Annotated in this window: 2 protein-coding genes; both read right to left on the reverse strand. The window is 30.0% G+C overall.

The features are described from left to right. Positions 1–163: 163 nt before the first annotated feature. Positions 164–976, reverse strand: a complete 813-nt coding sequence (locus CAAU_RS05005) for a transposase (protein WP_008908339.1) — start codon at positions 974–976, stop codon at positions 164–166. 244 nt (positions 977–1220) lie between these two features. Continuing rightward, positions 1221–1430, reverse strand: a 210-nt coding sequence (locus tag CAAU_RS15060; RefSeq protein ID WP_207635474.1) for a hypothetical protein, incomplete at its 5' end; no start/stop codon positions are given.

Below are 1430 nucleotides of genomic sequence, written 5' to 3' on the forward strand. Positions count from 1 at the left end.
CCCCTGTGTGCCTTGGCAGTCCCAGTTTGCTTAATATATGAATCAAAATATTGTTTACCATCTTTATGCATAGGTAAGCCGGCATCGCAAATGACATTACCTTTTGTATGTTAAATTATGTTTCTTAGTGCCACGCTTATTTAAGGCAATGAAGGCATGACCTTTAAGGGTATAACGAATTAGAAATCAAATCATGATTTTGCTTTGAATCATAACCTTTATCAGCAATGATGTAACTGCCTTCAAGAGGAAACCATTCATTAGTAGAAGCAAGGATTTCAGTAAGATTAGAAACCTCATTAACATCAGCGGTGGTAGTAAACTCAGCAATAGGAAGACCAGAAATAGCATCGCAAATGACATGATTTTTGTAACCCCAATAGAACTCATAGTTTTTCTTAGAGTTTACGGTTTTATCTTCAGAAAGATGAAGATTCATGGAGTTATTGGCAGTATGAACTCCTAACTTACAATCTTTATCAGAAGAAGGTGGATTATTTTTAGAAAATTTGTTTTTTGAAAAGGACTTAGGATTATTAAATTTAGTATTAGCCTTAACGGGAGTAGCATCAACAGAAATAAATTTGTTATCAATAAAACCTAACTCTTTAAGAATATTAACTTGATTTTTCATGATTTCTTTAAGATAAGAGTTAGACAAATTTTTAATGAATCTTTGAAAAACTGAGTAAGAAGGTAAAGGCTTAAGGATATCGAACCCACAAAGCTTAGCAATGATTAAATTATTTTCTAAGAAATCTTTAAGTTCAGTAACTTGAGCAAATTTTTCACATTTCATGACAATAAAGGCTCTGAAAAGAGCATGGCGAGAAAACCCAGTAGGGCCGTATTTAGAGGGGACCTTATCTGGTAATGGAGATAAATCAAGATTTTCAAAGAGGGTTGTATAAAAATTGATAAGTTTTTGAGAAGTAAAAAATTCAATAATGTTAAAAATTTCTTGACGTTGATACATAGAGATTTCCTCCTTTTTGTTGTTAAATTGAATGTTGTTATATTAATATAATTCGACAAAAAAGGAGGAAATCCTATGAAATATATTTGTGAGTGATAAAAAAATTTAGCCATAGCAGGCTAGTAATTTCAAGGCTTTAAAATTATGCTCAAGGCTATTTATTATGAAAAAATAATAAAAATATAATAATGTTTCTGCTTATATTAAGTGTATTAATACTTACAATATGTAGTGTTACGTACTTTTATTTAGATACAAGATTTACTTCATATTTATATAATAATTTATACGGTGGTGATTTAGTAAGGCTTGAATTAGCAAAACAGACGTTTAAATTAGCTAAAGATTCATTGTTTCTGGGTTTAGGCCCAGGACAGACTATAATTAATATAGGTGTTAATCCACACAATATATTTTTAGTAAATAATGGCAGAATATGGAGTGTTTTTTTAAT

The sequence above is a fragment of the Caloramator australicus RC3 genome, from assembly GCF_000297115.1.
Lineage (GTDB): Bacteria > Bacillota > Clostridia > Clostridiales > Caloramatoraceae > Caloramator > Caloramator australicus.